Below are 25,621 nucleotides of genomic sequence, written 5' to 3' on the forward strand. Positions count from 1 at the left end.
ATTAGTAACTTAATCTTAAGGTGGTATTTACTGGCACATAGCTTTGCAACTCATAACAGGCAAAATATCTAAATGCATCTGCGGCATGACTTGACCAATCGTGTAATGGTTTATCACGCCATAATCCAAGTTTTTCATCCCATACTTTTCGATAACTTTCTAATGCTTTGATTCCAGATTCACATTTAAGTTCATCAAAAAAACAAAACGGCAATATTTGACGCACCTTTTCAATGTCAGAATTCACATTTGTAGTACGTGGCACAACTTCAAAATTAACCTTGTATTTAATGCCGTCTATTTCATAACCATCTAAAGCAAGCTGTCGTAAAGATTTTGCATGATTTACACCCAACTGTCTGTTGTCAATATCGTGGGGCGCAACATGCCTATCGTATGTATAGCCACGATTTTTCAAAATGGCAAAATAATGATTTAAACCCTCACCGCTGTTTTCATAATAATCAATGATATGGTATTCATCGCCAACTTTACGAACAAACCAGATTGTTGTACTGTCTGACACGCCTAAGTCCCAATAGGTGCTTACTGGTAAATGATGATTATCCGGCAGGCGTGTAATCTGATTGTTGGCATAAATTTGGTCAAACTGTCTTGCATAATAAGCCCCTTCAATTGACTGCTCAAAGGCTTCAGATGGCAAAGATGGATATTCTCTCTTCATATCCTCACCAAGTGTTCGCTCCTTTGCTTGATACCATGACTTTTGCTCATCTGTAATCACGATACCGTGTTTGGATTGCAGCCCATTAAAATAAATAGCTAAACGTTCACTAATTGGCTCTTTAGGCATGGCATAATCAAAGTTTTGCCACCATGCAAAAAAGAAAAACCGCCAATCTTGGGCGGTTAAGGTTTTATTCATCTTTTGTAGTTTTTCAGCGATTTGACAATACTCATAAAAATATCCTTGCCTACCTTCAGCGGTGCTTTCTAAAGTGATGACTCCATCAATAGACACCGCCTCAAACGCCCCAGTAACAATTTCTCGAGCTTTATCAGGGAATTTAGCACAAATTTTACCAAATTCTGATATATGCAGTCGTTGTAGTGTGCCACCACGGAATGATGTTGATATAGTAATGCTGCCGCCTTTGGTAAACACTAATTCATCTTTGGTTTCAATAATTACAGGGTTTGCCTCTTGGATTAAAGGATGTAATGCTTCATAAGCATATTTGACTTTTTCCCGAAACAAACGTTTGGCATCATGTAATGTATGGGCAATCAAAGCGCATTTTTTAGACTCAAACAAAGCTGCGTCTAGCTGTATAATACAAACTTCTGTTGTAAAACCAAGTTGTCTTGCCTTTAAAATAACATTACGATTGTGTTCTTCTTCATAGTAACACAATTGTTCTTTGGTCATTTTAAACCTAACACGCCTGCCCAATTTATCAGTGATGTAATATAAATTATTAAGCCTCCAAAAGCGATTTTTGAGCTTTTTGATGTGTTCATGTTTCATTGGATAGCTCATCCATCATTTGGGACAATGTAGATACCTCTACCTTTGATGTGCTTTCCATTTTATCCGTAAACATGCCCAAATGTCGTCCTAACTGCGTCCATGCTGATACACGGGCAGCGTGGCTTGTGCCTTCACCTTCTCGCTTTGCCTCCAGCAATAGACCGCTTATAACTTCATCTTGGGTTACTTGTGTACGCTGGATGCGTTTTTGTTGTGCATCACTGATTGCCCTTTTAATGTCAAGTTTTGACAAGTTTTGTTCGCCGATTTGTCTTGCTGTCTTTGGTGAATACCCAGCTTTAATAGCTGCTTGTGTTGCATTTAAAGAAATTAGGTATTCATCAACAAATGCTTGTTGTTTTGGCGTAAGTTTTGCCATTTTTATACCTCATAAATAACAAAGGTTTGGCATAACTAGATATTAAACCAACCCAAAATCAAATCTTTGTGTTCTGCTGCTGTAATTGTTCAATATAGTTCATTAAATTACTCACAAAACCTCTATAATTCTTTTTAAATCCAGCGAATAAAATCAAGATGTGTTTTATATTTTTATCACTTCTTGATAATGCCACATGGTTGATGCGATTTTTAGCACGTTTAGTGATATTCTCATTGTTTAATCTTGCTCGCTTGGCATACCAAAGCGCTTTTTGCAAATCTTCAGACGCATCACCCTTCAACCCTGCGCGATGCAAATATTTATAGCAATTACCAAGACAAAAAGGTAATAGCTCGGCAATCTCTATACACTCAATCCCGCTTGGACTACTAGTGTAGTGTGGCGGGTGGTTAATCATATCAACCATGTAGCGCCTCCGTCTGCTGCTATGTATTTCATTTTTTCAACCCTCCTTTTTTCTTGCCACAAAACATGCCAATTTGAGCAAATCTTGATTGCAGGCGCGGTATGTGGAATAGGAGGCTTTGGTCATGTGATTTTCCAATGATTGATAAACAAAAACCCCACCGGTTGGCAGGGTCTTTCTTGTGCTTATGGCTTAATACAAGCCTTGATTTAAAAACTTAATTAAATTTGCCAGCTCGTTTTCGACATGGGCGATGACAATTTTGTCTGCAATACTCGGCTCTTGCATATTGATTTTTTCGACAAACTTATCTTTGATAAGGTTGCAATATAATTCAATGTTGGTTTTGTCGCCAAATGCTTTCTCGTTTAGCTCTTGGTTGATGGCTGCGGTCATCTTGTAACTCCATGATTTAAAAGGGTTTATTGTCTTGATGACCACAGTATCGCTCGTTATGCTGACAATAGCAAGTCTTAATTGCCAAGATTTTTAGTTTTTTTAAAATCTAAAAATCATATTATCTTCGTATTCTGCATTGTAATTGACATGGCTGTTTAGGCTCACTTTTTCAAAGTCGCCAATGCGTTGCCACATTACAGGTTCACAGTCTTTGAGATAATCCATATAGTCCAAAAGCTCACTTCTTGTACTGCTAAAAAACAGATACGGTGGACGCACCAGCTTCATTAATCGCAAAAACTTTGTCATACCAAAATAACCTGTCATCGCATACGCCTTTTGCTCGGTGCAAATGTAAGGTGGGTCAAGCAATAGCAAAGTGTTTGGTGTGTTGGCGAATTTTGGTATCAGCGCATCAAAACTTTCGTGCGTAACAATCAATCCGTCCAAGTAGCCGTCCGCATTGTCGTAGTCGCTGGTGCGGACGGTGTTGTACATTTGGTGGGTGGCAAGTTCGTCAATATGGGCGATTTGCTTACCACTAAACAAGAGCCAAGTGCTAACACTTCTAGGGTCAATAAAGCCGTTAAAATCGCCAATCGCCTGTAAAATTCGCCCCTTTAACTCGTCTGATATGCGTTTTTGGCGTGGCACGTCTTTCGTTAAACCAAACAAAATAGCACGCAAACGGTTAATATCATCAATGTGTGCTAATCGCTTAGTATAGCCATCAAAGTCGTTATAAATGACAGTGGCTTTGGGCTTATAGGCTTTGGCGTTATTGGCAAGTAGCCCACTACCGCCAAACACATCAATGATTGTCCAGTTTTCGCCGTCATTTGGGATTTTGTCCAAAATCTTGCGAAATTCCTTTAAAAACATTCGTTTTTGACCCACGAATGGCAGGGGTGCTTTTTGGTATGCTTTGGTCATCAAGATTACCTACGTTTGAGTCTCTTTGGACTTCTGGTGAGGCGTTCTCGACGCTCAAAACATTAAACGCTTTACAGCGTGGACATTTGATTTCTAAATCATTAAAGTTTCCAATTTTGGCTAATAATCGCCCACAGGAGCGACAATTTACTTGCTTCATGATTCAACCTATCGCAATTTTGTTAAAAATGTGATACCCTTGCCACGCTATGTACATAGTAACAGGGTCTCGCTTGCGACAAGCTCGGTTTGTCGTAGGGGTGGCGAACTGTTCCAGCAGTCCGTCATCGCCCTGTTGTTCCTCTGCCCACTCTATGAGTGGGTTTTTTTGCTAAAAATAAATCCCAACATCGTCAGCAGACTTTGGATTTGCTGGATTTTGGCTCATCAGTGCGACGGCGTTAAGCATAGCAATGACTGGGTCAATCTTTCCGTTGCCTGATTCTGCTTTGCTCATCATCACGCCAGCTCCCGACAGCTTTACCCGTGCATTGCCCACACACCAAGCCATCAAAGGTTGATTGGCATGGGTTAAATCGCCACTGGCAATCTTGCGCTCGCATACTTTTTGATAGCCGCCAACTCGTCCGCACGCTTGGCAGGTGTAGTTGTCTCTTGCCAAGATTTCATCTTTTAGCCGCAACCAAGCACGACCGCCACGACCTTTGCCCCAATTGTTTTTTGGTTGGTGATTAGTAGTAGGTTGCAATCTTGGTTTTAGTGTAACCAACATAAATCAGTCCTTTTTTCTTGCCACAAAGCACGCCAATTTGAGCAAATCTTGATTGCAGGTGCGGTATGTTGTTATTTTGTCCTCAATCTCTCGCCATAATTTTAACCCAGCTTGCAAAATAGCTTGCTGATTATAATTGCCAGTCAAAATACTGTCTTTGCTAAAATATTGATACGCATATTCCACAAGCTCTAATAATTCTTTCAGTTTTTGGCGATTAACACAGATTGTCTGCTCATCAATGTTTACAAAATAATCATCTTGACTATGACTAATTTGCGATTTAAAAATGACATGTTTTTTGCCAACGTCAGCCAACACAATTACAAATGGTGGTGATGGTGGATGTAATAAGATATTGGCAATATCTGCACGCTCTGGACGCAACCAACCATCTGCACTAAACACATGACTGGAAAACATCCAGTTTGATAAACATGGCTTTTTACCATCTTTTATCGGAAAAAATGGCGAATGTCCATGTTTTTCACACGCCTGCTGCCATGTCTCTTTTTTCATCAGCCCTGCGCAAGAATAACAAATCGTTTGACTGTCCTGAACTTTTGCTAAATTACCGTCAGTAAATGCACTTGTAATAACATCTTTTAACCGATGGCCAAGCCCCTCTGTCTCGCCTCCGCACAACCAACATTTATCATCACTACCTTTTTTGGTTGCCTCAAATACTGGCATATCCAGTAACTCTTTGTATATTGTTTGAGTGATACTCATTTTCTTATCCCATAACCATAAATCACATTGGCGCTTTGGCTAATAAAAAACTCACCATCTTTAAGTAATCGCTCAAAGTCTTTTTTAAACGTTGCCCAAGCTGAGTAATTCTTTCGGGCTTTTTCAGGTGTGCCATCAGTAAACACCACCATCTTACCTGTTGGTATTTGCTCAATTAGCGGCATTACCAAACCATAAGCATCACAATCGATAACATCAGCATCATCAAACAAATGGATGTAATCGTTATTATCACCGACAATTGGGCATAAAGGATTGTTAGCGGCTTTTATGCTGTCGCGCTCAATACAAATAACATGAGTACAATTTGCAGACCAAAACAGGCTTGCTATCACTCCCTCGCCACTAAACGCATCAATTACTAATTCTGGCTTTTTGTTAAGCTTTGCTAATGCTTTTTGCCTTACTTGCAATTTAAACTCTAAATCTGCGTTATCGTACATAGTCTTTGATTCTCGGCAAGTGTATAAGGAGGGCGGATTGCCCACATCATTTGCATGCCATCCATGTTATGCTCTTTGGCAAAATCAACTGGCACAATGCCGCGAAAACGGCAATCATCTAATGAGTCATGCTCATCAACACTCCAGTGATTAATAGCCCCATGACCGCAAGAGCGATTAGCGCCAATATGGGTGATGCTCTTTAATAATGCCTCTATCTCTGCCTTATCGCCATTTACATACCAAATGACCTGACTGGTAATAAATAATTTAAGTGGCAGGCGTGCGTTTTTATATGCACCTTTGGTTGTTTCCACCTTTTTTGCGTTATGACAATACATTTCGGCTTCAAATGCGTTAAAACGTCGGTGTTTATGTTTTGTCATGACATGTTTAACATCAAAAAATGGTCTTGAGCATTGATACCACCAATCATCACCATAATACTCTTTGGCAATTGGCAAATCATCAACTGGTGTTAGCTGCCCACTTTGTTGAGTTAATACAAAATCATCCATGCCCAATTTATTTAACTGGACCTGATAAGCGATAATACTATCAATAGCCAAGCCAAATTCAAACTTGGCTGAAAACCCACTTTTTAGATGAGCTACAATTTTTAATGGCGTCATTACATCACCTGTGGTAAATAGACCAATCCAAAGCCAAAGGCGCAGCCTCGACCTATCCCAACTGCCAGTATCTCCTCAAATCGTTTTGCGTTGGTTACTGTCAATGTGCCATAAAATATCTTTTGGTCAAAAATCATTTCTGTGCCATCGTTTTTATAGACTTTGTGGGGCGCTAGCGATTTAAATGATACAAAATCCACGCAAGCGCCATCACTTAATCGGCGTTTAAACCACTCTTTTACATGTTTTGATGTAAATTGATGGCTTTTAATGGTCTTGCCTTGATGGTTACGGTTGTTTATTGACGCTCGACACTCAAACATTAAAACCTGACCATCTGTAAAGTGCATCTCTTGGCTTGTAGTGTTTGGGGGCATGTTTGACAACATTAGCAGCTCATCGCCCATATCTTTAAAACAAAATGGGCGGGTGCTTGGTTTGTTGTCTTTAAAAAAACCATACAATAATTGATGCTGCTGACCGTCAGTAACTTCGGCGCTGGCTTTTTTTAAACGCGTTAGCCACATCACTCTGCCCCCAATAACTCTGCGATGGCATCAAGGTTTTTTTGAGTGTGCTGATGATACGCATCTAACATTTTTTGAGCAAAATCACTCACTTTTACATCGTCATGCACCCATACAAAATTATGCTCATCGCCAGTATCTGTATTGGTGATTGTGGTTGCCAAATGCACCCGACCATGACCTTTATTTGATTGTCCGCCAATATATGGCGCTTTTGCAAACGTTAATAACGCCTCAACCAATAGCCCCAGCTCTGCTTCGGTTGCTCCAACCAAATGGATTTCGTGGACTAATTCCGCGCCTGCAACCAAAAGCTCGCTAGTTGTACGCATTTGGGTTGTTGCTTCTTTTTTCTTTTTGTCAATGATTGGCTGGTTAATGTATTCTTGTTTTTCTGGGTTTTTGCTGTCATCAAAACGAGTAAACGACTTTTCAAATGTCAGGTCCGAATAATTAATCTTTTGGGCGTGATGATGATATTTTTGAGGTAACACAGGTATGGCTTGCTTGCATACTGGATAGCTATTACCAACCTTCATCTTGCCTGCAAGGATTTGATTACCAACGCCGCCACCAAACACGCTAATCATGGTGATTGCTTTTCTGAGTGCCTTAGCTTGCTCTATATTAATAGATTGCTCACCGCCAATTTTGCCACCTGTAAACAAAAGATGAAAAACATCTAACGATATTTGCTTATCTAAAGTATTAAGCAGATTGATTGCACATAAATCGCGCAGCTGACCACGCCAAGCATTACCGTTATAGCAAAACACCTCTTCAATTTCGTCGTTTTCTTGCAGGATTGGCTCTTGCACTAAGTAACTGTTTGTACTGATGGCATCACTAATATGTGATAGTGGCGATTTGGTGGTAAATTTAGCACTAATCCGATAATTGTTCATCTTCGATGTCCTCAAAGTTTTTTTCTAAGGGTTTTTCTGCCTCCAAACGGTCTCTAACCAGTAAAATAATCCACTGGGTTTGATTTTTAAATGTCTTTATCACGTCCTCTTGGTTTACGTTGGCTAATGCTTGTGTTAAAAACTCTCTTTTGCTGTCATCAGGCATGTCAATTAAAGTGCCGCCATGATTAAACAATCTGCCTTTTAAGCCAACCTCCATCCATTTGGGGCTTATGCTATCACATGCCAATTTGGGCATTAACGTATTGATAAAATGTGGTATGTTTTGAGCTCTTTTAGCGCTCGCCTGCACAAATCGTTGGATTTGCCCCCACATCTCAGGGTTTGCTTTAAAACGTTGTTTATCGCGACTGCGATAAATAGCGTAAACAAGTAATGCACAAGTTGCATACGTCTTGTCATCAGTATCAAAATTGTAAATCATTGGATTTCTCTAAATATTAAAAAGGGCTTGGTGTAAGCACTTATGCACTCATTGACCAAGCCACAATCACAGCCCTGTCGGTAATGGGCTAACCGCTACTCACTCAATCGCTACCCACTTAATGCACAAAGACAGCAGCGATTGAGCTTTTGACACTCCTTTCTTTTGGGCGTACCAATAGCCCTAGTCAGGTTATTCTACTCTTAGGTGCATTCTGTCGGTGGTCAAACGACAGGCAATAAAAAAAGCCAAGTCCTCCACTTAGCTTTTTTTACAACAAGGTTTATTTTTTCTACAATGCTTGCATTGTATCACAATATTACCATATGGTGATATATCAGTCAATAGCACTGATAGCATTTATATCTTTCATTCTTAAATTGTTTTTGCCACCAAAATAATACAAGGCGTTATTAACTTTTTCCCGGACATGCAAAAAAGAATTATTCGTTTTATCAGCGATAAATCTTAATGAACTACCAGCTACTTTATGCTCAATTAATAACTTCAGCTCATACTCCATCTCTTTGTTTTGGAGTGCTTTGCATAATAGGTTATTAACAGCAAGAGCTTCGTCATCAGTAATTGCACATATTGGCTGACATTTACCACTTGTGATATTTTTTCTAAATTTTTGCATCTGTTTGTAGATACAGTTAATACGCAAATCGCCTGGCATGACGTCTCTCATCGTCTGGCTATTACACCAAACCCCAAAATACTCTAGCCATTCTGCTGCTGTGTATTTGTACCAATTAATTCCACTCAATATCCACCTCTTTACCGTGCTGATTATTCCACGCCTGCCTACTTACAATAATTTGTTTAACTCCAAAGTATTTTTTGGCAGTTTACTTAATAGATTATTATATATCAATATGTTAAGTTTTTAACTATTTAGTTATATTCTTTAAGCAAGACCTATCACATTTCCACTTGATAAGTCTCGCCAAAAGAATTTTATATTACTAATTCTCAGTATGGTTCTTCATTTTATCATCTATCATATTTTTAATTAAAAGTGTTTTATTTTTTTGTTGTGATAGCCACTGAAATCTCAATAAATCGTTCTGATTTTCCAAATTAAAGCGCAAGTATAATCTTGCTGTTTTTTCAGAATATCGTTTATCTGCAGCTCTGTGTGCAGGCGTGCGTTTACTCATACCATCCCCTTAATTTATTCATTTGGCAGCCAAGATTTGCTAAATTCACGGTCTGCAAATGCCTCAGCCATACCTGTAATTTGTTTGAGGCGTAATACCTCATCAGCATCCATACCAAGCTCTTTGCCAATCCTCTCATTTGACCAATTATGTTTGTGCAGTGCAGTTACAAGTTTTGCGGATAACTCGACTTGGTGCGAACCGCGCGCCATATTATGTCTCACGGTAGCGGTAATGCGGTTTTCAAGGTCCTTGTTTAGCTTAACCACTGGCAAATAACCGCCAGTGCTTGCATTAATATCTTTGCTGGTTTTAACAACTGTTGTGCGATGAAATCCATCTACAACAACATAACCATCCATGCCATCATCGGCAACTACAATCGGCATAGTTAATCCATCCTTGCGAATAGATGTTTTTAGCAACTGCATCTCAGGTGGTGCGACCTTATTAGGGTTATAATCATTACCCTGCACGTCATCCGCTTTAACAAGTTGCACGCCAAGAACAGGGTGGTTAAGACCCATAAATTCAAACAAACCTTGACTTATTTGGTTATAAATTACCACTTTTTCATCAAGTGATAATTCTTTATTATCTTCCAGATAGCGTAGTAGTTGCTCAATCATACAATTTCCTTAACAAATAAAGTAAAATTCTTGCCACGTTTTCCACTTGAAGCAAAGCCAAGCGACTGATAAAAATTAGCATCAGTGTTGTAATCAATACAGTGCACGTCAAGACACCCATTTTCTTTAGCAATATCAATTACACCATTTACCAATTGACGTTTTAGTTCATTATCAGCATTATTTGTGGTGTACAGGTTAAACATTCTAACCTTTTTATTTTTCTGAATCAAAAGGGAAGTGAAACCAAGTGTATTGTTGCCATTGTTAGCAATCAGCCAAATTTGACCTGATTCACTATAGATATTATTTCCAAGCTGTTCAGAAACTTGACGGCTCATGGCAAATCCACCAATCAGTGAAAACAATTCTTGATTGTTTCCGTCCACCGTGTGCTCCAAGGTTATAATTTCAATCATCTACATCAACCTTATTAATTATTAATAATCAATTATATAACAATGTACATTAATTAATAGATTATATATCCATATATCTACTAATTATTTCAAGCCTTTTTTCCATTTCTTTCTTGGTCTGGCTGAAAGATAGACCCTTGCACCAATAGTCATTTTTGAGTAAAACCTTACAAATTCTACGCCAAGATGGAGCTTTTCTAGCCGCTTCTAACTTCGGGTCAGCGGTATCTGGTACAATATCATACCCATGTTTTTGACCGTTTTGTTCCCACCATGCAAGAAACTTATTTATTTTTGAACGATAATGCTCCGCCAATGGTGGCGGCATACTATCAAGCAGAAAATCAGCGTAACTTTTCCACGTATGCCCATCAGGAAGGGTAATATAGTTATTACCCATAACATTTCCAGATTTAGTTACATATCTACCACCAAAATTAGCGCCAGCTACGCGCTCAACCAACAAAGCCCATGTATCTGGCTCTAATATTTGATATAGCCAAAGCCCGCTTCTTTGGTCATCACCAAAAGGCTGGCACAATCTTTGCTGACTTATTGGCACGCCTGCCATATGCATTAAATCATATGTGTAATTACAATCCCATTTCTGCTTACCATGAGCAGTCCAAACATCCTCAGTTTTCCAATCATAAATAGGGTAGGCATTGTAAATGTTATCACCTGTGCGTGTGGTCCAGCACTCATTTTGCCAGCGTATTTTTTTAGTATTTACAATGGTACGAAATCGGTTTAAGCTCTCATCTGACCTAATACCAACCAGACAGGCGGTCGGTTTATCACCCGCAAACCATTTTCCAAAAGCAGGGACAAATTCTTCAAACTCCATGCCTTTTCTAAAAAAGGGAAAATAATTTACATCATGAATCACACTTGGGTGTTCTGGTAATTGCCTAACCCATTTATCTTTAACATCATCATCCCAACAAATCCAGTGTGTTTGGTGCTGGCTAACAGCATTTCTTAGATGTATAGGCAAACATATCCAATACATATTAACTTCTGGCAGATTTGCCATACGCTCAATAAATTCAATTGTATGGCGATATTGCGCCTCCATGTCTATAACAAGCACATTTACAGGCAGACATCCCAACTCCCTTGCAACCTCAATTGTTAGTTGTAGCAGAGCACTACTGTCCTTTCCGCCACTAAAACTCACATAAACCTGCTCAAAATCATTAAAAACTTTGGCAATTCTGGCTTTTGCAGCATCAAAAACATTTATATCTTGATAGATTTTTTTCATCACAACTCCATAATCATGTTTACTAGCTCTTCTTTTAAACCTTGTTGCCTCAGTTCATTCATTTTATTCATAAAAATTCTTAACGTATCGCCTTTTGTTTCAAGGTTTTTGTTTATCCGCTCGTCAATGCTGTCATAACTATAAATATCAGCATACCAGCAGGCGTGCGTTTGTCCTATGCGATGCGTTCTGTCCTCAGCTTGCAGTCTTTCACTGTATTTGAAACTATTGGCATAAAAAATAACATGATGAGCTGATAATAATTCATTCAATCCATGCCCGCCTGCCGATTGAGTTGCAACAATAAAACGTCCTTTCTTTTGCCAATCAATTAAATTGTTTTTACGTTTTGCCTCACTTATCTTGCCGTGATATTGATGAACACTGCTTGAGCCATACTCTTTTATTAACATATTGGTAATTTCATCAATGCAATAATGGTATTTAGCCCAAATAACAACTTTGTCATTAGCATCAAGACCGCACAAAGCATCCATAAGTGCCTTAATGCGATTGTGATGATAATGATAAAATCTACCATTGTTTTGCCAAAATCCGCAAGCTATGGACTGCAAGCTACCAAATAATTTAAAAATTGGTATTGAGCTTGATGAATAATATTCATCTGACAATATACTCATTGCAAATTGTTCTTTTGCCTCAATGCATGCCTCATATTGCTCATCGGTTAGATAGCATCCATATGATGTGTAGATTTTTTCCGGCAAATCTAAGCATTCGCTTTTTTTAACTTGATAACTGTAAGGCGCTATCTTTTCAGCTAATAACTCTGTCTCAACCTCATCAACAATCCTGTTTGTCTTTATCTTTACTCCATTTGGTTTCTTGATATATTCATAAACCAAATGTTTTTCTGCAAATTCATAAAAACTAACATAATCCAGTATCTTTGGTGATAAAAAATTCATTTGAGAAAACAAATCTACTGCGCCTTGAGTCATTGCTGTACCAGTCAAGATTAAGCGATACCGGCAATTCTGACTTAAAACTCTAATGCGCTTGGCTCTCTTTGAGTAATGATTTTTTATATAAGTGGATTCATCAAGAACAACCATAGATTCTTCATTAAGCACCTTTTGCGCAGCATACATCACCCTATCGGAAGAACTCATGCTTTCAATGCCAATAATAACAAATAGTTTTTTATCCAAATCCTTAGTCTGACTATTGGTATTTTGATTAAAAACAATTATTTCATCATGGGCAATATTTGTATGTTTTTGCACCTCTCTTGCAATTGTATATTTGACTGATACTGGGCAAAACCAGACAACACGTTTAATTTTGTGTTGTCTTAATTTTGCAAGCTCAATGGCGGTACGAGTTTTACCAGTACCCATATCCATAAACAATGCGCCAACCTTTAATCCTAATAGTTTTTGCACTGCTGATTGCTGATGAATCATAAGAGGCGTTTTTGTATTCCAAACAGTCATAGGTGCCCCATTAATCATCAATAAGTTCTGGATTAATGCCAATTGGCGATTGTGCCTTTTGAATTTGCTCATCAGGTTTCGCGCTAAAATTTTTGGGCGCTAAAATTTTTTGTTCCGATATTTTTATCAAAATATCAATGGTTTTTTGTGTATCTTGGGTAAAACGGTAATCATTTATTTTGGCAAACCCCAAAACATCATCATATCTATCTAATGGGACTAGACATCTACTATCCCATTTACTGCCCTTTATATTTCTTATTTTGCGATATAGAGCATCATTATTTAAATGAGGGATGACAAAATACTCACCATCCAAATCAATCCATTTTTTATGATATGGTGTGTAATCGCCATTTATGGCTTTTGTACGTGCTAATGCATCAAAACACCTTACTGGATGTTTAGATTCAAGTATTTTTGCAATCACCTCGGCAACCACATCTATCATATTAATGTGCTTTTCTTTGTTAAAAATTAGACACATGTTATTTTTATTAGTGGTTGCAAAACCCATTTTCCGTAAAATATCGTAAATTTTACGATTTCTACCAAATTCAACGATGATTTTTTTAACATCATTATCTTCATTGGTGGTTCTAACAATTGCAATGTTCTCATCATCACATTCAACTTCTTCTGGATATATTGTGGCTTCTTGCATTGCTGCCATTTCCAGTATTTTTAATTCAATGTCCTCATCATCACATTCAACTTCTTTTATGTCTCCTTTTAAGTATTTAATGATGGATTCGGCCATCATTACACCAATCCTACTATTGATGTTTACCCTGTTTTCAATCCAAAAAACTGCATCCTTTTCAAGGAGGATTTTATTTATGGATGTGTTTAGCTGTGCCTTCCTAGAATCATCATCCTCAAGGATTCTGACCACATCCTTTTGTATCGTTATATCTGACTCTGCCTTAATAGTAGATAGCATTCCATCCATGAATGAGCGAACAATACTTTTTGCATTGACATCATCTGAATTTTTTAAAAATTCCTGACCTTCATCAATGAATTTTTTAAAAACTTCAAGATTTAATACGGCATCTCGACGGATGGTTTCCGCCCATGCTATCTGCTTTTCGCTGCCCTCCAACTCGGGCAAACCATACTCAGCATTTTTTTGGGCATTCATCTGATTTTGCTTTTGGCGCTCTGCGTCTACACAATCCGAGCAATACTCACTCTCGAGGCGTGCAATACGCCACTCTCTATCCTTATTTTTACCAAATAAGGAGTGGGTCTTGATATGCCCGCAGGCGTGGGTTACTTGATATTTAGCCATATGTAATACTCCTAATCAATAATTATCTTTATAATAACGTGCGCACGATAAAAAATCAAGAATTATTTGCAGGAGTTAAAAAATAAAAAAGCCGCCTTTTGGCGGTTTGGTTTGTGTTTGGGTTGTAATATCTAAGCGACATTGCGCAACCCCCAAATCAACATAACAGCATCTCTGCTATGTGTGCTGGTGCGTTTATCCCACCCTGTGATGCGTTTAAATTCTTGAGCGGTGGTCTTGGTGTGATTGTGTTTTGGGGCAACTAATTTGAAATCTAAGTTGTGATGCAAGCAAAACTCCTCCCAAATACCACAGTCTCGCTTAACACTGCCAACACCCTGCAAAACCTCACGACCACTTGCGCCAAACCATTTTCTTTGTCTGGCATCCTCGATGTATATTTTTATGCTAGACCCTTGGCAGGTTATATTTTTTATGTGCGCCATTGCCTCAATGATACCGCAGGTCATCACCGTTGATAGTTTGCCATCGCTCATCACGGCAACGCCTGTATTGACTCCCGGGTCAATGCCAACAAGTATTTTATTTTCCATTGTTTCCCCTCCTTTTTGCAGGCGTGCTATCGCGCCTCTTTACGCCCCTGAAAAGATTTTGAAAATTTATTTAGCATTGCATCTACAAAATCAGGGCTTGCTGCCTCGTGTTTTTTGCAATTTGCCACGCCTGCCAAATTAATGCGGTTGTATGCCTCGAGTGATGTTTCTCCGGGCAAAATGTAATCTTTTAAAATTTGCTCACATTGTTGAGGTGTGCAGCTTTCAAAACAAGGTTTATAAAACCCCTCCACCAAAAACATCGTGCTTGGGTCAATTTTCTTGGGATTGGTAAAACCAGTCGATGATTCATCGGTTTGTTTGTCTTGGTCATCTGAGCTTGTCATTGTGCTTTTGGGTTTTTCGCGTTTTAGCCAGTCAAGCAGTTTGTCTAAACGGATTTGCTCAGTCATCAAATATTTGCCTTGAGCCTCTCGATTGAGGTTGTAGTTTACAAACTTAGCAAAGACGGTATCAAACTCATCTTTGTCTAGCTGTCTGCAATTTGCTTGTTGCAGATGTTGGTTCAACCAGTCAAGATTAGGTGGTTGCCATTGGCTAATGGATTTATTTTTATCAATCCCAGTTGTTGTTGTGTGTTGTGTTGCTTGGGTTGTTTTTTGGTTTGGTGGGTTTTGTAATGTTTGGCTGTTTTGACACACAACACTACTTTTTTGGTTATTGATTATTGGTTTATGGTTATTATCGTGATTTTGGGCGTTACTTGCGTTACTGGCTGCGTTACTCGTTGTTGCAAAAGGTTCGTTACATGTAACGCCAAAATTATCATTGTATAGGGTTCTAACCTCATCAAGGGTCAAGCTTTTATCAGCCTGTACGCCTTTAATTTTAAGGGATTTAATCTTTCTGTATTTTTCAGCACGCTCCGCCCCTGTCATCACATAACCGTTGGTATGGTCATAAATTTTGGCGTTACATGTAACGTTACTTTGTGCGTTACTAGCTGCGTTACTGCCGTTACTTTTTATGTTAGCGTTACGCACCTTTGCCATTGCAAAACGAATGCTTTTGATTTCTTCGTCCCATCCTGCATGACGATATTTTTTGTTGATGATTTTAAATTTGTCTTTGAGTAGCCATTTTAAATCGGTGCAGTCGCTATCGGTACGGCAACCCATTTTAAAGCACAATAAATCAAAATCCATCGTTAAGCTGCCGCTGCTTTTTTGAGCGGTGCTAAAATATAGCGTACGCAAATCAAGATAAATGGCGCGTTGGTTGCGTGTCATATGCTTGGTATCACTGTCCCAATCGCCAAAGTTATGCGTAATAAAGTGGATGGTATTCATCGCCATTTCCTTTATTCGTTGGTGGAGGTTTGGGGCATTGTGTTTCCCTCTATGTATGCCTTGTAAGCATCCTCAATTCTTTTGCCAACATCGTATCTTACTGATTGTTTCCCGTTAACAATCCTGCAAATGCTTGCTTGACTGATTCCAGCGATAATCCCTATCTTCTCTTGCGAATAAATACCGCTCAATTCGTGTATCATATCTTTAACATCCATAGTATTAAAACACCTTAGTATTAAAATAATGCATTATAATACAATATAGAATTAAAATACAATACTATTGTTTTTATACATAAATGTATTATAATGACGGCATGATACTAATATTTGGCAAGGTGAAACTGTATGAGCTACTTAGTACAGAATCTTGAACATTTAATGAAATGTAATAATTTAAGTGCTAACCAACTTTGGCATAAAACAGGTGTATCTCAACCAACAACAAGTAGAATTTTAAATGGTGAAACGAGCAACCCAAGAGATGATGTTGTAAAAAAATACGCTGATTATTTTGGTGTTAGTGTCATGCAACTTAAATATAGTGATTTAACACAATTGTTAGAGAAGCCAACTATTGAACAATTACGTCAAAAAATAAAGGAAATTGAAAATAAAGCAAAAAATAAGCTATCAAAAACTGATATGCTATCTTTGACTAACCCCGTCCCAGTCATTAACTGGATTGCTGCAGGTTCGTGGACAGAAACCAATCCCGCCACTTTGGACGATGTCATTGAATATTTACCGCGACCAATCGGCTTATCAGAAAAAGGCTTTTGTTTAATTGTGCGTGGTGAAAGTATGATGCCTGAATTTAAGCCCGATGAGATTATTTATATTGAGCCAAATGTTGATATTGGCAAGTTACAAAATGGTGATTTAGTAGTAGTGCAAGAAAGCAATAATAACGAGGCGACATTTAAACAACTGGTGATTGGTGAAACATCCAACGACATGTATTTACGCCCTTTAAATAAAAATTGGCATGAACAGCGTATGATACCAAAGAGCGATTGGACGCTAATTGGCAAAGTTGTTGGTAAATGGGTAAAGTATTAAGGATTAACCATGTTAGACAGAACATTGCAATTAGATATTTTGACCAAGCTAAGTCAGCAATATCCCTATCTTTGCAATTTTAATGAGCTTTATCCTACAAGCTGCCCTGATTATGATAAAGCACTTGCTAATCTTTATTATCTGCAAGAACACGGGCTAATAACCGATGAGAGCGTTGTTGGCATAGAGTGTACCGATGGCACGTATGAGCTTTATTTATCTACAGGCAGAATTACCCACGATGGTATGGATTTTTTAGCAGATGATGGCGGGTTACGGGCAATATTAAGCGCTGTTACCGTAAAGATTGATGCAGCTCAGATGGCTCGCCTGCTACAATCTTTTGCTGAGTTAAATCAATCTGATAAGCAGTCCGTGCTTGATGTGCTGAAGAATACACCACAGAAGACCGTAGAACACCTGATAGGCAAAGTTGTGGATTTGGGCTGGGAAGGTCTTTTGGGTGCAGCGCTGATAACTCAAAGCATTTAGTCTCGGCATGGCTATCTGGATATTTAACACAAAACCTATCAAACTGCAGATAGCCAATGATATGATGATAATCACCTATTGGCACAAAAAACGTATCGTACTCAGTCTCAACATAGATATATAGTTGAGTGCTGTGGTCATTTAATCTACCTGCCATTAAAACTAATTCGTGTAAACGCATAATTTATTTTCTAGCAATCCGCTTATCTTAATCGCTAATTATAGCAAAAAAACCACCCTCAACGGGTGGTTTTTTATTGTCTTAAAAATTATAGGGTTATGTATTTTTTGAATTAAAATAATACATAATTTTTAAAAAAATATTGATTTAATACATTATTGTATTATAATAACACACATCACCAACAAATGGAGTGCAATATGAAACAATTTTTCCAATTTTTAATCCTAGCCAGCATTTTATCCGCTGGCATTATATACATTATCCACGGGTGGGGCGATGAGTCCTACAATCACGCTTTAGCAATTGCAGAAGAGGCACAGTACTACAATCAAACCACCCCAGAAGAGGGCTATCAGCCCTACTATGAGTTTATTTACACAGATGAGGGGGAGTAATGCAAAAAACCTCCCAACCCACCACAAAGCGCAAGAAACCATTGCGCATTAGCGACCATAAAATAAACATAAATGCCGATGGTCGCGGACACGGCATTATTTACATCAAAAACACGCCTGCGGAAATCTATTTTGATTTTTTGGCAGATGTCAGATTGCTGACAGATAAAAATGTTTGGCATGGCACGTATGCACAAGTCAAACAAGTGCATAGCCTAGACATCCACAATAAAGTATCAGGCTATGATTTTGATGATATGTGTCCAGTCATCATTAACGTCATCAAAAAAGATGGCGAAAAATGGCTCAATCGTAACTTTGAGCAAGTCTTTGATGATTCGGGAAAAACTAAGTTTGCTACTCGACTCATCGTCTAGTTTATCAATAAACCTTAATCAATTACCGGAGCAATCCATGCAAAAAAAATACAGGGGTTACGTAGAGTTCCCATTGCCAATAATTGGGGCAAGCGATGACGATATGTTTGCTGGTATCGTCTGCAAGGGTGATTTTGAGGACGCCCAAAAGCGCCATCAGATATTTAAACGCCCAAGAAAATACAAACTATCATTTTGTTTTTACAATGATAATGACAAAAGCAAAATGATTAATGAGTACGCAATCACTGAAAAAATCAGCTTTAATCAAATGATAGAGCTGATAAAGCAGCTTGCACATGCTGCTTATGATGATTGCGATGACAGTGATGATATTAATCTGTCAAAAAGCTGCTTTAGAGTTGGGGTGGCGTGATGGATAATAACATTTATTTGTCGGGGCTAATATCCCCACCAATGGTTGTTTATCTAATATATCATGATGATGTTTTATACCCCATGATGTTAAATAGATTAAAAAGCCAATTTCGGCGAATGGTTGTGCCGTTCTTTGATGAGTACGGGGAGGTGATTTTATGACCGATTTAAAGCGCCTGCGCTTGCCTGATGTTGTTGCAAAAGTGGGCTGGAAACGACCCACGATTTATAAAAAAATAAAAACTGGTGAGTTCCCACCGCCACACAAAGACGGCAGAACATCCTACTGGATGGAGCACGAAATCAACCAATGGATAGCAAATAGCCTAGTTAAAACCCTTGACAATCAATATTAAATCGTGATATTAAATACAATAAAGAACCCATGCAGGCGCATGGGTTTTATTGTAGCTATCAAAATTTACTTAACAGTATTTATAACAGTACATAGCCATTTTTAATAAAAAATAATATAATTAAATCATTAAGTTATCAATTAAAAGCATTACCGACCACTGGTACCATTTAAATATTTATACTTGATAAATATATATAATATTATCCCTAAATTCTTATAGATTTAGGGATTTTTATTGTCTATAAAATTTATCAAATTTACATGCAATACATACAATACAATGCATTTATGCACATAAGCCCCAAATAATATTGCTAAATTACATATTGGCTGTTTTTATTCTGGCAACTGCAATAATTCCAGTAAGTGAATAAAACGCCCTTCCACATCAACCACTGTAATCTGCCAGTTATCAATGACAACTATCTCACCTTGTAGATTACTAACCGCCCCTAATGCTTGCATTACCAAACCGCCCATGGTATCAACATCAGTATCATCAAAATGTGAACCTATCTCTTCATTACAGCTGCCAATCAAAGTTGCTGCCTGCACAAGCCAAACATTAGGTTTTTCAGGATGCTTAACAATATTATTAATGGTACTGTCTTCCTCAATATCATCGTGCTCGTCCACAATATCGCCAACAATTTCCTCTAACAAGTCCTCCATTGTTACAATTCCCGATATAGAACCAAATTCATCCAGTACAATCGCCATATGTACTTGGGCTTTTTGCAGTGAGCGTAGCAATATATCAGCACGAGATGTTTCAGAAATATATAAAGGTTTACGTACCAACTTAGTAAGTTGCAAATAGTTATCTTTGCCATCGGCTTTATCTTTTAAGATTCCAATTAAATCTTTAACCAAAAAAATACCTAAGACTGCATTTTCATCATGTACATCAAAAACAGGATAACGGGAATGCTCAGTTTCTTGAATTAAAGATAAAATTTCATCCAAATCAGCATCACTTTGAATGCCAACTACTTGCGGACGTGGCGTCATGATTTCACGCACCTGCGTTGCTGGCAAATCCAAAACACCCTCTAGCATATCTACCGTATCTGGTTGCAAAAATTGACGAGAATCATGGACAAGTTTTAACAAGTCATCACGAGTTTCAGGAGCGGTGGATAACCAACGTTTTAAACCGCGCGTCCAGCTGCTAGAATGGTCGTCAGACATAATTTTTCCTTTTTGTACAATTTCTTATTTATGTAATCTATTTTAATTTAACTGATTTTAATAAAATATTCAATCCAAAAAACTTTTTTTATTCAATCTTATTTTTGCATCACTGACAAGATAAACCAATTATTAGATACTTACCCATTTTACTATGCGTTCTTCCATTTCTTCATCTGTAAAATTAAGCTCAGAAACACAACGCCCAGCTGCGCCAACTTTTTTCAAAGCTGTTTGATGTGTATTTTCATCTGCAACCAAACGATGCCAAGATGGTAAGTTTTGTCCAAGGTACAATCTTTTATAGGCGCAATGTTTAGGCAGCCAAAGCATATCTGGCAACATTTGATAAGTTAAAGCGATACAATCAGGAACAAATTTCTGGCGGTTGGGGTAATTAGAACACAATCCTGTATGAGTATTCAAAAGTTGGCACGCCACATCTGTATATTCAGTAAACCGAACGTCGGTATCATCTAAGTATTTCACCAAACAGCAGACCCCACAGCCATCACATAAAGCCTCCCATTCAGCAGAATTTAACTGCTCCAAAGGATATAACCGCCAAAAGTTTGGACGAAGTTGATTATTCTTAACAGTACAGTTTTGAGAAAAAAAATCACTCATGAATACTAAATTGAAGTAGCTGGATAAAATATCTGTATAAAAAAAACAGATTGGCGTATTAATGACTTAAAGCGATAACAAACCCCTTATAGCTTTTAAATTGCGTTCTTAAAACACAATTTTATTATTTAGAATGCATCGCTTTAATTTTATAATACTTTGAAATAATTATTAAATTTTATAAATTCTTTAAAAAAAGTATTATACATTCATCTGCCAGTCAAAAGGCATCTGATGATGGCCACGCAGTGCCATCATTAGCGTTTGCTGCATATGTTGCAAAACTTCAGCGGTATAAGGAACAGATTGTACACCCCAAACAGGGTTTGGCCAACGCACGTCGTTTTGATAACGCACAATATGATGAAAATGCAGCTGTGAAACCTGATTGCCAAGTGCTGCCACATTCATTTTATCGGCACCAAAAATCTTTGCCATTTGGCTTGAAGTCCAGCTTGATTCGCGTAAAAATTGCACTTGGTCAGCAGCACTTAATTCATAAATTTCTTTTACGCCAGAAACTCTTGGCACTAAAATCAACCAAGGAAATTGACAATCATTCATTAATCTAACTGTAGAAAGTGGAAAATCGCCCACCAAAAAAGTATCCTTGGCTAAGGTTGGATGTAATTGAAACATAACTATACTCTTTGTATTTATAAATTTAACCGTTCATTCTAACATAAATCTTGTCAAGATTAGGTAAAATCTTATCTTTTAATGCTGCATTTGATGTTTTTGTAAGTAATTTATGAGCTCAAAGGCAATTTGGATACGCTCCTTGACCGTTTTAGCAGTTTTAAATACCTGCTTTAATCCAGAACCGCCATGCATACGATAACTGCTATCAGATTGCAGTAATTGAATAATTGCTAATGAATCAACGGGAGTATCTTCTTTAAACTCCAGTATCATTGCATTTTCAGACAAATCCATTTTACTAACGCCTAAAGGCTGGGATAACACACGTAAGCGATGAACATCAAAAAGCTGTTCGGCTGGCAATGGCAAAATCCCAAATCGGTCAATCATTTCAATACGAATCTCATTTAATTCAGTCAAATTTTCTGCATTAGCAATGCGTTTGTATATCAACAAACGTTCATGCACATCGCCTAAATAATCAGCAGGAATCAATGCGGATGCGTGAATATTAATATCATTCACCAAATCTAATGCCGTGGTCAGTTTAGGGTTTTTGCCCATTTTAACAGCTTTTGTGGCGCGTTCTAACATATCCATATACAAACCAAACCCGATTGCTTGCATATTGCCACTTTGTTCTTTACCTAAAATCTCGCCTGCTCCACGAATTTGTAAATCTTCACTTGCTAAAATAAACCCAGAACCCAATGTGTTAGCACGCACAATCGCATCAAGACGTTTTTTAGCATCTGCGCTTAATCCCTTTATTGATGGCACAAGCAGATAACAATACGCTTGATGGTGACTTCTTCCAACCCGTCCACGCAGTTGGTGCAGCTGTGCCAAACCAAATTTATCTGCCCGGTTAATAATAATGGTATTCGCACTTGGTACGTCAATACCCGTTTCAATAATGGTACTTGCAACCAGTACGTTATATTTTTTATGGTAAAAATCGCTCATGACCGCCGATAAATTTTGCTCAGACATTTGACCATGAGCAATGCCAACCCTTGCCTCAACAATCAATTCAGTCAATGTTTGCGCCATTGCATCAATGCTTGCCAAATCATTATGCAAAAAATATACCTGACCACCGCGTAAAATTTCTCTTAGAATTGCTTCTTTGATTGTCTCATCTTGTTTTGGCATCACAAATGTTTTGATAGCAAGGCGGCGAGCAGGCGGGGTTGCAATAATTGAAATATCTTGCATGCCCGATAATGCCATGTTCAGCGTTCGTGGAATTGGCGTTGCCGTCATTGATAACGCATCAATATCGGTTTGCATGGCTTTAATTTTTTGCTTATGACGAACCCCAAAACGATGTTCTTCATCAATAATCATTAAACCTAAATTTTTGAAAATAACGTCATCTTGTAAAAGTTTATGGGTGCCAATGACGATATCGATTTTACCCTCTGCCAAATCCGTCAAAACTTTATCTTGATGTTTTTTTGTGCCAAAACGCGATAAACTTTCAATACGTACTGGCCAATCAGCAAAACGACTACGAAAACTTTCTTCGTGTTGTCCTGCCAAAAGAGTTGTAGGCACTAATACCGCAACCTGAAAACCTGCCATGACTGCAATAAATGCTGCTCGCATTGCTACTTCAGTTTTACCAAAACCCACGTCGCCACATATCAGTCTATCCATTGGCTTTGATTGTTTCATATCAAAAATCACACTATCAATCGCCATTTTTTGGTCAGCTGTCTCTTCATATGCAAATTGACTAGCAAATAATTCATATTGAGGGATATCTACAGAAAAACTAATGCCCTCTTTGGCGTTTCTTCGTGCTTGGATATTAAGCAATTCAGCAGCAACATCATAGATTTGTTCAAGTGTTTTTTGTTTGGCTTTATCCCATTTGCCACTACCAATCTTAGTTAATGGCACCAAGTCTGTTTCAGCACCACTATAACGCCCAATCAGTGATAAATTGGTAATTGGCACATAAATACTGGCATCTTCAGCATATTTTAGATGAATAAATTCTTGCTCACCCTCCCCAACATCAAGTACTGTTAATCCCTGATAGCGCCCAATGCCGTGTTCAAGATGAACAACTAAAGCCCCTTCATGCAGTTCACTGACCGATTTTAACAAAAAAGCATCGGCGGCGGCTACTTGGCGGCGGCGACGTGTCTGAAGAATTTGCCGACCAAATAATTGGGTCTCGGTTATCACACAAAAGCCAAAATTGGCGCTCTCAAACCACAAATCATCTTCAATGGTTGCTACTGTTAAGGCGATTTTTTCAGCACACAAATCTTGATGTAAACCACAAAATTCATCAAAATCATCTACTTGAATCAGTTTAATTTTATCTTGTAGCAATTCTCGCAAAATTTCTCGCCGTCCTCTTGATTCTGCAACCAGCAGCACGGGTTTTTGACAAGTTTTTACAAATGTCAAAAATTTTTCAAGTGGTTCAGCTTGTTGATGATTGATTAAAATATCGGGTAGCGCCAACGATTGAGCGTGTAAAAATGCATTTACCTGATGAGCGTGGTTATTTTGAGTTTGCAGCAAAACTTTTGGGTAGTCTTTTAGTTTGGCAAAAAATTCCTCACTGGGCAAAAAAAGCTGAATGGGCGGTAAAATAGGTACGTTTTTATTGTGCGCATATGATTGATAACGGCTACTGACTTTTTCCCAAAATCCATCATAAGCTGCCGCTATATCGCCGCTACTCAATAAAAGAGTATTGCTGGGTAAATAGCTAAATAATGAGCCATTTTTTTGCCAATCGTCAGCATCAAAAAACAGTGGCAAATAATATTCAATACCTGACGGGGCAATCCCTTGCATAACATCATTGTAAAGCTCAAATTTACGAGCTGAAACATCGCTAAAAATACTGGCAAAATTTTGACGAAATTGCTCACGCCCTTCTTCTAATGGAAACTCTTTGGCAGGCAAAATATCAAACATGGTCAGTTTTGCTTTTTTGGGCAATTTATCAGCAACAAATGGGTTTTCATCGGTCAGACTTTGCGCTTTTAATGCTGCTAAAGACTCTTCATTTAATGTTCTTTGAGTTTGTGGATTAAAAAAACGCATGCTTTCTATCTGATTGTCAAACAAATCAATTCGTAATGGCAATGCTTGACCCATGACAAAGATATCTACAATACTACCACGCACCGCAAATTCACCAGGCTCAAAAACATTCTCAACATGAAAATAACCTGCTTTTTCCAATCGTGATTGCCAATTTGCAATATCAAAAATATCACCTACTGCCAGTTTTAGATAACGCCCCAAAAGATAACTTGGCGGTGTGATTCTTTGCATTAGCGTTTGCACACTTACCAACAGAACACCTTGGGCTGGCATATTGGTTAGTAAACTGATGCGTTCTGAAATTACTTCTTGTTGAACTGGAAGCTGGTCATAAACCAGTGTTTCATAATCAGCAAATACATGAGCTTTAACCCCAAAAAAGGCTAACTGGTTTTCTATGCGATTAACCTGATTTTGACTATCAGCAACCCATAAAATCAGCGGAGCATCTTTTTTTTGGCTGTACTGGCTTACCCAAAAAGCTGCCGCTAATCCAAAAAGTGGATTAAAATAGGTAGTGTAAGCAGGTTTTAAAATAGGGCATTGCAGCGCTAGACCATTCATCCAAAAATCCTTTCAAGTGATAAAACAAGGACAAAATACAATCAAAGTATCATTTGTTTTAGTTAAGTTTTAATTAATACTTAACAATCAAAAAAAGTAAACCCATA

At 38.1% G+C, this 25,621-nt stretch carries 33 protein-coding genes; 6 read left to right on the top strand and 27 right to left on the bottom strand.

Going from position 1 to position 25,621, the window contains the following annotated elements; all coding sequences use genetic code 11:
* Nucleotide 1 precedes the first annotated feature (1 nt).
* The 23 genes from ACZBKJ_RS03090 to ACZBKJ_RS03200 all read right to left on the bottom strand — a co-directional run bounded on the left by ACZBKJ_RS03090 (nt 2) and on the right by ACZBKJ_RS03200 (nt 16,382).
* Nucleotides 2-1,489 (bottom strand): terminase, encoded by a 1,488-nt coding sequence (locus ACZBKJ_RS03090; protein WP_463199461.1) that lies wholly within the window; start codon nt 1,487-1,489, stop codon nt 2-4.
* Complete coding sequence (locus tag ACZBKJ_RS03095) at nt 1,479-1,871, bottom strand: terminase small subunit (RefSeq protein ID WP_463199462.1); 393 nt, start codon at nt 1,869-1,871, stop codon at nt 1,479-1,481. Before ACZBKJ_RS03095 ends, ACZBKJ_RS03090 begins: the two co-directional genes overlap by 11 nt.
* A 58-nt stretch (nt 1,872-1,929) precedes the next feature.
* The gene (locus ACZBKJ_RS03100) at nt 1,930-2,301 is read right to left on the bottom strand and encodes a DUF3310 domain-containing protein (RefSeq protein ID WP_463199463.1); all 372 of its coding nucleotides are present in this window, start codon (nt 2,299-2,301) and stop codon (nt 1,930-1,932) included.
* A 192-nt stretch (nt 2,302-2,493) separates the two neighbouring features.
* Entirely contained in the window at nt 2,494-2,697 is a 204-nt protein-coding gene (locus ACZBKJ_RS03105) for a hypothetical protein (protein ID WP_463199464.1), read from the bottom strand.
* 102 nt (nt 2,698-2,799) lie between these two features.
* A complete protein-coding gene (locus tag ACZBKJ_RS03110; protein ID WP_463199465.1) occupies nt 2,800-3,633 on the bottom strand; it encodes a hypothetical protein in 834 nt (277 codons plus the stop codon).
* Complete coding sequence (locus tag ACZBKJ_RS03115; RefSeq protein WP_463199466.1) at nt 3,536-3,793, bottom strand: Com family DNA-binding transcriptional regulator; 258 nt, start codon at nt 3,791-3,793, stop codon at nt 3,536-3,538. Before ACZBKJ_RS03115 ends, ACZBKJ_RS03110 begins: the two co-directional genes overlap by 98 nt.
* Nucleotides 3,794-3,964: 171 nt before the next feature.
* Nucleotides 3,965-4,366: an HNH endonuclease gene (locus ACZBKJ_RS03120; protein ID WP_463199467.1), complete on the bottom strand. Its 402-nt coding sequence runs from the start codon at nt 4,364-4,366 to the stop codon at nt 3,965-3,967.
* Between the two features lie 3 nt (nt 4,367-4,369).
* On the bottom strand, nt 4,370-5,098 hold the full coding sequence (locus tag ACZBKJ_RS03125) for a hypothetical protein (protein WP_463199468.1): 729 nt from the start codon (nt 5,096-5,098) through the stop codon (nt 4,370-4,372).
* The gene (locus ACZBKJ_RS03130) at nt 5,095-5,562 is read right to left on the bottom strand and encodes a hypothetical protein (protein ID WP_463199469.1); all 468 of its coding nucleotides are present in this window, start codon (nt 5,560-5,562) and stop codon (nt 5,095-5,097) included. The genes ACZBKJ_RS03125 and ACZBKJ_RS03130 overlap by 4 nt, the downstream gene beginning before the upstream one ends.
* A complete protein-coding gene (locus ACZBKJ_RS03135) occupies nt 5,541-6,194 on the bottom strand; it encodes a hypothetical protein (RefSeq protein WP_463199470.1) in 654 nt (217 codons plus the stop codon). The genes ACZBKJ_RS03130 and ACZBKJ_RS03135 overlap by 22 nt, the downstream gene beginning before the upstream one ends.
* Nucleotides 6,194-6,721 (bottom strand): type I-E CRISPR-associated protein Cas6/Cse3/CasE, encoded by a 528-nt coding sequence (gene cas6e, locus ACZBKJ_RS03140; RefSeq protein ID WP_463199588.1) that lies wholly within the window; start codon nt 6,719-6,721, stop codon nt 6,194-6,196. The genes ACZBKJ_RS03135 and cas6e overlap by 1 nt, the downstream gene beginning before the upstream one ends.
* Nucleotides 6,721-7,626 (bottom strand): RAMP superfamily CRISPR-associated protein, encoded by a 906-nt coding sequence (locus ACZBKJ_RS03145; protein WP_463199471.1) that lies wholly within the window; start codon nt 7,624-7,626, stop codon nt 6,721-6,723. The genes cas6e and ACZBKJ_RS03145 overlap by 1 nt, the downstream gene beginning before the upstream one ends.
* Nucleotides 7,607-8,071 carry a hypothetical protein gene (locus tag ACZBKJ_RS03150; RefSeq protein WP_463199472.1) on the bottom strand — a complete coding sequence of 155 codons (465 nt, stop codon included), beginning with the start codon at nt 8,069-8,071 and terminating at the stop codon, nt 7,607-7,609. The genes ACZBKJ_RS03145 and ACZBKJ_RS03150 overlap by 20 nt, the downstream gene beginning before the upstream one ends.
* Nucleotides 8,072-8,408: 337 nt before the next feature.
* Nucleotides 8,409-8,840: an antiterminator Q family protein gene (locus ACZBKJ_RS03155; RefSeq protein ID WP_463199473.1), complete on the bottom strand. Its 432-nt coding sequence runs from the start codon at nt 8,838-8,840 to the stop codon at nt 8,409-8,411.
* 199 nt (nt 8,841-9,039) lie between these two features.
* Entirely contained in the window at nt 9,040-9,234 is a 195-nt protein-coding gene (locus ACZBKJ_RS03160) for a hypothetical protein (RefSeq protein ID WP_463199474.1), read from the bottom strand.
* A gap of 14 nt (nt 9,235-9,248) precedes the next feature.
* Nucleotides 9,249-9,863, bottom strand: a complete 615-nt coding sequence (locus tag ACZBKJ_RS03165; protein WP_463199475.1) for an IbrB-like domain-containing protein — start codon at nt 9,861-9,863, stop codon at nt 9,249-9,251.
* On the bottom strand, nt 9,860-10,282 hold the full coding sequence (locus ACZBKJ_RS03170) for a GNAT family N-acetyltransferase (RefSeq protein WP_463199476.1): 423 nt from the start codon (nt 10,280-10,282) through the stop codon (nt 9,860-9,862). The genes ACZBKJ_RS03165 and ACZBKJ_RS03170 overlap by 4 nt, the downstream gene beginning before the upstream one ends.
* Nucleotides 10,283-10,343: 61 nt before the next feature.
* Entirely contained in the window at nt 10,344-11,549 is a 1,206-nt protein-coding gene (locus ACZBKJ_RS03175) for a phosphoadenosine phosphosulfate reductase (RefSeq protein WP_463199477.1), read from the bottom strand.
* Nucleotides 11,549-13,006, bottom strand: coding sequence for an SNF2-related protein (locus ACZBKJ_RS03180; RefSeq protein ID WP_463199478.1), 1,458 nt, complete (start codon nt 13,004-13,006; stop codon nt 11,549-11,551). Before ACZBKJ_RS03180 ends, ACZBKJ_RS03175 begins: the two co-directional genes overlap by 1 nt.
* Before the next feature lie 10 nt (nt 13,007-13,016).
* Nucleotides 13,017-14,300, bottom strand: a complete 1,284-nt coding sequence (locus ACZBKJ_RS03185; protein WP_463199479.1) for a hypothetical protein — start codon at nt 14,298-14,300, stop codon at nt 13,017-13,019.
* A gap of 131 nt (nt 14,301-14,431) precedes the next feature.
* Nucleotides 14,432-14,854 carry a hypothetical protein gene (locus ACZBKJ_RS03190; protein ID WP_463199480.1) on the bottom strand — a complete coding sequence of 141 codons (423 nt, stop codon included), beginning with the start codon at nt 14,852-14,854 and terminating at the stop codon, nt 14,432-14,434.
* 26 nt (nt 14,855-14,880) lie between these two features.
* Entirely contained in the window at nt 14,881-16,164 is a 1,284-nt protein-coding gene (locus ACZBKJ_RS03195; protein ID WP_463199481.1) for a DUF1376 domain-containing protein, read from the bottom strand.
* An 11-nt stretch (nt 16,165-16,175) separates the two neighbouring features.
* Nucleotides 16,176-16,382 (bottom strand): helix-turn-helix domain-containing protein, encoded by a 207-nt coding sequence (locus tag ACZBKJ_RS03200; RefSeq protein ID WP_463199482.1) that lies wholly within the window; start codon nt 16,380-16,382, stop codon nt 16,176-16,178.
* Nucleotides 16,383-16,514: 132 nt separating this feature from the next.
* Here ACZBKJ_RS03200 and ACZBKJ_RS03205 point away from each other — a divergent pair, with 132 nt between their 5' ends.
* The 6 genes from ACZBKJ_RS03205 to ACZBKJ_RS03230 all read left to right on the top strand — a co-directional run bounded on the left by ACZBKJ_RS03205 (nt 16,515) and on the right by ACZBKJ_RS03230 (nt 19,410).
* Nucleotides 16,515-17,228 (top strand): LexA family transcriptional regulator, encoded by a 714-nt coding sequence (locus ACZBKJ_RS03205; protein ID WP_463199483.1) that lies wholly within the window; start codon nt 16,515-16,517, stop codon nt 17,226-17,228.
* Nucleotides 17,229-17,237: 9 nt separating this feature from the next.
* Entirely contained in the window at nt 17,238-17,720 is a 483-nt protein-coding gene (locus ACZBKJ_RS03210; protein ID WP_463199484.1) for a hypothetical protein, read from the top strand.
* Between the two features lie 381 nt (nt 17,721-18,101).
* Nucleotides 18,102-18,299 (top strand): hypothetical protein, encoded by a 198-nt coding sequence (locus ACZBKJ_RS03215; RefSeq protein WP_463199485.1) that lies wholly within the window; start codon nt 18,102-18,104, stop codon nt 18,297-18,299.
* Entirely contained in the window at nt 18,299-18,676 is a 378-nt protein-coding gene (locus tag ACZBKJ_RS03220) for a hypothetical protein (protein WP_463199486.1), read from the top strand. The genes ACZBKJ_RS03215 and ACZBKJ_RS03220 overlap by 1 nt, the downstream gene beginning before the upstream one ends.
* Nucleotides 18,677-18,713: 37 nt before the next feature.
* Nucleotides 18,714-19,052: a hypothetical protein gene (locus ACZBKJ_RS03225; RefSeq protein ID WP_463199487.1), complete on the top strand. Its 339-nt coding sequence runs from the start codon at nt 18,714-18,716 to the stop codon at nt 19,050-19,052.
* A 160-nt stretch (nt 19,053-19,212) separates the two neighbouring features.
* Nucleotides 19,213-19,410: a helix-turn-helix transcriptional regulator gene (locus tag ACZBKJ_RS03230; RefSeq protein ID WP_463199488.1), complete on the top strand. Its 198-nt coding sequence runs from the start codon at nt 19,213-19,215 to the stop codon at nt 19,408-19,410.
* Nucleotides 19,411-19,748: 338 nt separating this feature from the next.
* Here ACZBKJ_RS03230 and ACZBKJ_RS03235 read toward each other — a convergent pair whose 3' ends face one another.
* The 4 genes from ACZBKJ_RS03235 to mfd form a co-directional block, all read right to left on the bottom strand.
* Nucleotides 19,749-20,603: a CBS domain-containing protein gene (locus ACZBKJ_RS03235; RefSeq protein ID WP_463199489.1), complete on the bottom strand. Its 855-nt coding sequence runs from the start codon at nt 20,601-20,603 to the stop codon at nt 19,749-19,751.
* A 132-nt stretch (nt 20,604-20,735) separates the two neighbouring features.
* Nucleotides 20,736-21,230, bottom strand: a complete 495-nt coding sequence (locus tag ACZBKJ_RS03240) for a YcgN family cysteine cluster protein (RefSeq protein ID WP_463199490.1) — start codon at nt 21,228-21,230, stop codon at nt 20,736-20,738.
* A 201-nt stretch (nt 21,231-21,431) separates the two neighbouring features.
* Complete coding sequence (locus ACZBKJ_RS03245) at nt 21,432-21,869, bottom strand: HIT domain-containing protein (protein WP_463199491.1); 438 nt, start codon at nt 21,867-21,869, stop codon at nt 21,432-21,434.
* A gap of 78 nt (nt 21,870-21,947) precedes the next feature.
* Nucleotides 21,948-25,514, bottom strand: a complete 3,567-nt coding sequence (mfd, locus tag ACZBKJ_RS03250) for a transcription-repair coupling factor (RefSeq protein ID WP_463199492.1) — start codon at nt 25,512-25,514, stop codon at nt 21,948-21,950.
* Nucleotides 25,515-25,621 lie beyond the last annotated feature (107 nt).

This window comes from Moraxella sp. I5G, from assembly GCF_055193055.1.